The sequence below is a fragment of the Elstera sp. genome (assembly GCF_044372965.1).
Lineage (GTDB): Bacteria > Pseudomonadota > Alphaproteobacteria > Elsterales > Elsteraceae > Elstera.
The window spans coordinates 1-6,171 of record NZ_JBILQX010000195.1; the positions used below are offsets into that span (position 1 = coordinate 1).

At 58.5% G+C, this 6,171-nt stretch carries 6 protein-coding genes; all 6 read left to right on the forward strand.

The genetic code is table 11. The features are described from left to right. Positions 1–1,183 (forward strand): CaiB/BaiF CoA transferase family protein (locus ACIQ36_RS17350; protein WP_395831635.1); only part of this gene is annotated, 1,183 nt, incomplete at its 5' end. After that, entirely contained in the window at positions 1,180–1,986 is an 807-nt protein-coding gene (locus ACIQ36_RS17355) for a citryl-CoA lyase (protein WP_395831637.1), read from the forward strand. The genes ACIQ36_RS17350 and ACIQ36_RS17355, both read left to right, overlap by 4 nt. Before the next feature lie 61 nt (positions 1,987–2,047). Further along, positions 2,048–3,016 carry a Bug family tripartite tricarboxylate transporter substrate binding protein gene (locus tag ACIQ36_RS17360; RefSeq protein WP_395831639.1) on the forward strand — a complete coding sequence of 323 codons (969 nt, stop codon included), beginning with the start codon at positions 2,048–2,050 and terminating at the stop codon, positions 3,014–3,016. A gap of 11 nt (positions 3,017–3,027) precedes the next feature. Beyond that, positions 3,028–3,519: a tripartite tricarboxylate transporter TctB family protein gene (locus ACIQ36_RS17365; protein WP_395831641.1), complete on the forward strand. Its 492-nt coding sequence runs from the start codon at positions 3,028–3,030 to the stop codon at positions 3,517–3,519. Continuing rightward, positions 3,519–5,021, forward strand: coding sequence for a tripartite tricarboxylate transporter permease (locus ACIQ36_RS17370; RefSeq protein ID WP_395831643.1), 1,503 nt, complete (start codon positions 3,519–3,521; stop codon positions 5,019–5,021). Before ACIQ36_RS17365 ends, ACIQ36_RS17370 begins: the two co-directional genes overlap by 1 nt. 331 nt (positions 5,022–5,352) lie before the next feature. Continuing rightward, entirely contained in the window at positions 5,353–5,736 is a 384-nt protein-coding gene (locus tag ACIQ36_RS17375; protein ID WP_395831645.1) for a hypothetical protein, read from the forward strand. Positions 5,737–6,171 lie beyond the last annotated feature (435 nt).

Genomic DNA, 6,171 nt, shown 5'->3' on the forward strand with positions numbered 1-6,171 from the left:
GATATATGAGGGTAATGGGATGATCGATCTTTTGGCGGGCGTGCGCATCCTTGATCTCACAAATGTGCTGGCCGGCCCTTACTGCGCTTACCAATTAGGCCTTTTGGGGGCGGATGTCGTTAAGGTAGAAGCGCCCGAGGGGGGCGATTTGGCCCGGCAATTGGGGGCCGACGCGGCCCTGAACGGCGATTTGATGGGGGCCTCCTTTCTCGCCCAGAACGCGGGAAAGCGGTCAATTGCGCTCAATTTGAAGGATTCTGCCGACCGCGCGGCGTTTTTGGCCTTGGTGGCCAGTGCGGATGTGTTGGTTGAGAACTTCCGCCCGGGTGTGATGGATCGGCTCGGCTTGGGGCATAGTGCCTTGGCCGACCATAATCCGGGGCTGATCTACTGCGCCATTTCGGGCTTTGGCGCGACCGGTCCCATGAAAAACGCCCCCGCCTACGATCAAATTATTCAAGGTTATTCTGGCTTAATGAGTGTAACGGGAACCCCCGAAACGGCTCCGTTGCGCGTGGGCGTGCCGATCTGCGATACGCTTGGCGGGTTAAGCGCGGCCTTTGCCATCGCCGCCGCGCTGGTTCGGCGACAGCGCGATGGACGCGGCTGTTATTTGGATGTTTCTTTATTGGAATCGACGATTTCGGCCTTGGGTTGGGCCGTCTCCAATCATCTCATTGCCGGAAAAGCGCCGATACCGATGGGGAACGATAATTTTACGGCCAGCCCCTCCGGCACTTTTCAAACGGGCGACGGCCTTTTGAATATTGCCGCCAATAAGGCCGAACAATTCGGCGCGCTCGCAAAACTGGTTGGGCGGGAGGATTGGTTGACCGACCCGCGCTTCGCGGATCGGGGCGCGCGCTTGGCGAACCGCACCGCCTTGACGCAGGAATTGGAAGCGGCGCTCGCATCCGCTTCCGCCCTAGAATGGGAAACCCGAATGATTGCAGCCGGTATCCCCGCCGGGCAGGTTTTGAGCGTTCCCGCTATTCTAAGGCATCCGCAGACGGTTGCGCGGGATATGGTAACGCCGTTCGAGGGCGAGGCGATTGGGTTAGACCGCACAATATCATGCGTGCGCGGCGGCTTTTGCGTTGATGGCGAAGCCCCCCGGCCCAACCGCCCGCCGCCCCGGCTCGACGCCCATCGCGCCGAAATTCTGGCGGAGTTGGCCCAATGACACCCGATCAAGAAAAGGCCGAAAACTGGTGGCATACCGACATTATCGATATGCAGCCGGGCTCCATCCGCTTTCGTGGCTACGCCATTGAGGATTTAATCGGCACAATCGGCTTTGTGGATATGATTTGGCTCATGCTGCGCGGCGATCTGCCGACCCCCGCGCAAGCCGATTTGCTCGGCGCGGCACTCGTGGCGGGAGTCGATCACGGCCCGCAAGCCCCCTCGATCGCAATTGCCCGCATGGCCATGACCTGCGGGATCGGCATCAATAGCGCTATGGCGAGCGCCGTTAACGTGTTGGGGGATGTTCACGGCGGCGCGGGCGAACAGGCGCTTGCTTTCTATTACGCCATTCTTGCCCGCGCCGACGGCGATATTCCCGCAGCGGCCACGCACGCCGTTGAGGAAGCGCTCGCGGCGAAAACGCAGATCGGCGGTTTTGGTCATCGCTTCCACCCTATTGATCCGCGCGCCCCGAAACTATTGGCGCTGGTCGATGCTGCGGCTGAGGCGGGAACCATCGGCGGGCAGCTTGCCACCGTGGCGCGGGCCGTTGAAGCGGCGTTGGAGCGCGCGAAAGGCAAACGCATTCCGATGAATATCGATGGCGCGACCGCCGTGATCTTCGGTGAACTTGGTTTTCCACCGCCCCTGTGCCGTGGATTATTTATTCTATCCCGCTCGGTCGGCGTTCTTGCCCACGCCTATGAGCAGTCGCAACAGGGGGGCCGAAACAAGGGGCCGCTGCCGAAAGAGTGGCGTTGGACCTATGAGGGGAATCCACACCGCAAGCCGGAATAAAAATACTGGTATTGCGGCAAAACCGCCATAAACTAACCGACAACAATAACCGGAGGAAACGATGTTTACACGACGCCATATGCTGATGATGACCGGGGCAACGGCGCTTCTACCGATGCTTCCCTCCGCCGTACTGGCTCAGCAAATGAAGCAGATTCGCCTGTTCGTTCCGGCTGCGCCCGGCGGCGGTTGGGATCAAACCGCCCGCACGATGGAACAGGTGCTGCGCGGTGCCAATTTGATCGGCAGCGCCCAAGTTACCAATGTCGGCGGCGCAGGTGGCACAGTGGGGTTACCGCAGTTCATCAATCAGTGGAAGGGACAGGGCGACGGGCTCATGGTCTCGGGCCTCGTTATGATGGGCGCGATTATCGCCAATAAAACGCCCTTCAATTTAACGAATGTAACCGCGATTGCCCGGCTTACGGGCGAAGCGGAAGTCATTGTGGTTCCGAAAGAATCGCCGCTTAAGACCATGAAGGATTTGGTCGCCGCGCTCAAAGCCGATGTGGCCAAAGTAACCTGGGCAGGCGGCTCGGCCGGCGGCACCGATCATATTATTGCGGCGCTGGTGGCACAGGCGGTGGGCGCGGACCCGACGAAGATCAGCTATGTTGCTTATGCGGGCGGCGGCCCCGCTCAAGCAGCCCTGCTGGGCAATCAAGTCACCTGCGGTATTTCCGGGCTGGGCGAGTTCATTGAGCAAATCAAGGCCGGGAATCTGCGCGCTATCGGGATTTCCTCGGACAAGCGCATTCCGGGCCTCGATATTCCCACGTTCAAGGAACAGGGGGTTGATGTTGAATTCTTCAACTGGCGCGGTGTTTTTGCGCCGCCGGGCGTAAGCGCCCAGCAAAAGAAGGATATGATCGATCTCGTGACCGCGATGGTGAAATCCCAAGGCTGGCAGGATGAGCTGAAAAAACGCGACTGGACGGATATTTTCCTGGCGGGCGATGCGTTCGACGCTTTCATTAAAACCGAAACGGACCGTGTGACCGATACGTTGAAGAAAATCGGTCTCGCCTAAAGGAAACTCCTATGCGCAACCCTTCTTATTTGGGGTTTGCGGTCGGTCCGGCTTTGGTTGCTGTGGGGGTTCTGACGTTGGGGTCGGTCGTCGTTTGGGCGACCGGCACCATCCCCACATCGCCGCTTTATGCCAAGGTCGGCCCCAAAGTTTTCCCCTATGCTATTGGTATCGGGCTTTTGCTGCTCGGGTTGAAGCTTCTTTGGGAAGCGCGCGGCCAGGGCTGGGCGTGCGAGGCGACCGATCCGAATGAACCCGCCTTAAACCTATCCTCCTTGGGGTGGATTGCGGGTTCCTTTGCCCTCGGAACGGCGCTGATTGGCTCTATCGGGTTCATTCTCACGGCAACTTTGGTTTTTGTCGGGGCAGCGCGGAGTTTTGAGGCGCGCTCGTGGCTTCGCTCAATCCTCATCGGGTTTTTGCTTGTTCTTCTTGCCTATTTCGGCTTTACCCGGCTGCTTGGCCTGCGCATGGGTGAAGGCTTTATCGAAAGTTTGATCTAATGGAGGCACTTTCTAACCTCGCCCATGGTTTTTCGGTAGCCCTAACCCCGTTGCACTTGCTGTGGTGTGCGGTTGGCGTGACCTTGGGAACCGCCGTGGGCGTTTTGCCGGGCATCGGCCCGGCTTTGACCATCGCCATTCTGCTGCCAATCACCTATCAAGTTGATGCGACCAGCGCTTTTATTCTGTTTTCCGGAATTTATTTCGGGGCAATGTTCGGCGGCTCGACCACCTCGATTCTGATCAACACGCCGGGGGAAAGCGCAACGATCGTAACGGCGCTTGAAGGGCATAAAATGGCGCGCAAAGGCCGGGGGGCGCAAGCACTGGCAACGGCCGCCATTGGCTCCTTCATTGCCGGAACCGTGGGTGTTGTGGGCCTCACTTTCCTTGCCCCCGTCGTCACAAAATTCGCTTTGCTGCTGGGGCCAGCCGAATATTTTTCTTTGATGGTTCTGGCGTTCGTCACCGTCACGGCGGTGCTGGGGAATTCGATTGCGCGCGGCTTTACCAGCCTGTTTTTCGGCTTGGGTCTGGGCATGATCGGGATCGATCTTCAGTCGGGGCAGCCTCGGTTTACCTTCGGCATTCCCGAACTGCTCGATGGGATTAACGTAATTCTGGTCACGGTCGGCCTGTTTGCCGTGGGCGAAACCCTGTATCTGGCCGCCCGCCATGGCGCGCAGAAGGATGAGATTCTGGCCGTCAAAGGCTCGATCTGGATGAGCCGGCAGGATTGGAGCCGCTCTTGGAAGCCTTGGCTGCGTGGTGCCGCGCTGGGCTTTCCCATGGGCGCGCTTCCGGCGGGTGGGGCCGAATTGCCGACGCTCTTGTCTTATTTTCTGGAGAAAAGGCTCTCGAAAAAACCCGAAGAGTTCGGCCATGGCGCAATCGAAGGTGTTGCCGGGCCGGAGGCGGCGAATAATGCCGCAGCGGCCGGGGTTCTGGTGCCGATGCTCACCCTTGGCTTGCCTACCGGGGCTACTGCCGCAATCATGCTATCGGCCTTCCAAGGCTATGGCATTAATCCCGGTCCGCAGTTATTGACCAGTCAGCCCGATTTGGTCTGGGGCCTGATTGCCAGCCTCTACATTGCCAATATCATGCTCCTGCTGCTTAATTTGCCGCTTGTCGGCCTATGGGCGCGCGTACTGCATATCCCGAAACCTTATCTTTTCGCCGGAATTCTGATTTTTGCCATTATCGGCACTTATGGCATTAGCCAGTCGTTTATCGATCTTGTGCTGCTGCTGGCGATTGGAATAATCGGCTTCTTCATGCGCCTGTTCGATTTTCCGACCTCGCCCGTGATTATTGGCATGATTCTGGGACCGATGGCCGAGCAAGAGTTTCGGCGTGCGATGATTACCTCGCAAGGCGATATGAGTGTTTTCATTACGCATCCGCTCTCAGCCGCGCTGCTTGGGCTCGCCGTCTTTGCGGTGGTCACCCCCCATATTCTGCGCCTTATTCGGAGCAAGAACCGGAATGCGCCGTTCTAGAGCTGGACACCCGCAATAACCCTCGCTCGTTGAGTGGCGCTGTGATTCACTGGCGGCTTCCTAGCCCGGCGCCTGTCGATGGAACCACAGTCGCTTCTCAGCTTTAACGATCACCTTAAAGCGTTGAGCGCGCAGGCGATCGGCTTGAGGTTTTGGAGCGGAGTTCCCTGCGCCACGGTGGGCCAGTTGACCGGACCAACCTGCGGCGGTCTTAGAGGAAGCGACGGCCGTGCTTGCCGGGGCCGGATGCCGTGCCATTCTCGGCCCGATAGACGGGGCGACCTAGTTTTCCTAACGCATCGTCACGGGACCCGGAACCCTCCCGCCGTTTTTGTTAGAGCCCGCGCCCGATCCCATCGTGTTGGCCGCGTTGAAGGCCGCCGGGTTCACGCCGGTTGCCGAGTATCTTTCGAGCGTGGCACCACTGGCCACCTTGCGTCGCGGTATTGCTGGAAGCGCAAACCTGCGGCTGCTTGATTCCGAGTTTCTGCTGCTCACCGAGGATGAGACAGGTGAGCCGCAGGCGTTCGCCTTCGCGCTGCCCAATTATGCCGAAGGTCCGGCCCCTGACCGCCGAGATCATCTGCGTTTACGGCCCGAGCAAGACCGAACCTATCGCCCATCTCCGCGCGGCCGACATTGGGGGGCAAGATTGGGATCGGATGGCAGGGGGGTCTGGATTGCTGGGCCGATGTACCGCGCGGCTCGGCGTTAATTTTCCCTTCGCGGTCGAAATCGCCGCCTTGGGTGGGCCGGGGGTTCGGCAAGCGGCCCTGCTTGGGGTAGGGGGTAGGCCGCTTGTGGCCGTCGCTGGCGACAGGGGCCTCGACACAACGTGGCGGGCGCAGCTTACCGATCAATTTCCCGATATAGAATTGTGTTTTCTGAAGAAAATTCCCCTTGATCGGCGTCACAACTCAAAAATCGATTATTCGGCGTTATACAGAACGCTTTTATTAACCCGTCAGTAAGGGTAATTTTAATTAATTTTGTCCGCTTTGGCGGGTTCACCCCGATCTGCATTTTATCGATTTATCACATAATATGCATTATGCGACATTTGAATGATAAGCGGGCGGATTCAATTTTGAAGTGCGACTTTCGTTTATTATCAGAGAGTTACGCTTTGGAGGATGGATCATGGGAGCTT

What these genes read in the sequence shown, in the direction of transcription:
- ACIQ36_RS17355 (WP_395831637.1), top strand. Translation starts at nt 1,180, where the DNA reads ATGACACCCGATCAAGAAAAGGCCGAAAACTGGTGGCATACCGACATT.
- ACIQ36_RS17360 (WP_395831639.1), top strand. Translation starts at nt 2,048, where the DNA reads ATGTTTACACGACGCCATATGCTGATGATGACCGGGGCAACGGCGCTT.
- ACIQ36_RS17365 (WP_395831641.1), top strand. Translation starts at nt 3,028, where the DNA reads ATGCGCAACCCTTCTTATTTGGGGTTTGCGGTCGGTCCGGCTTTGGTT.
- ACIQ36_RS17370 (WP_395831643.1), top strand. Translation starts at nt 3,519, where the DNA reads ATGGAGGCACTTTCTAACCTCGCCCATGGTTTTTCGGTAGCCCTAACC.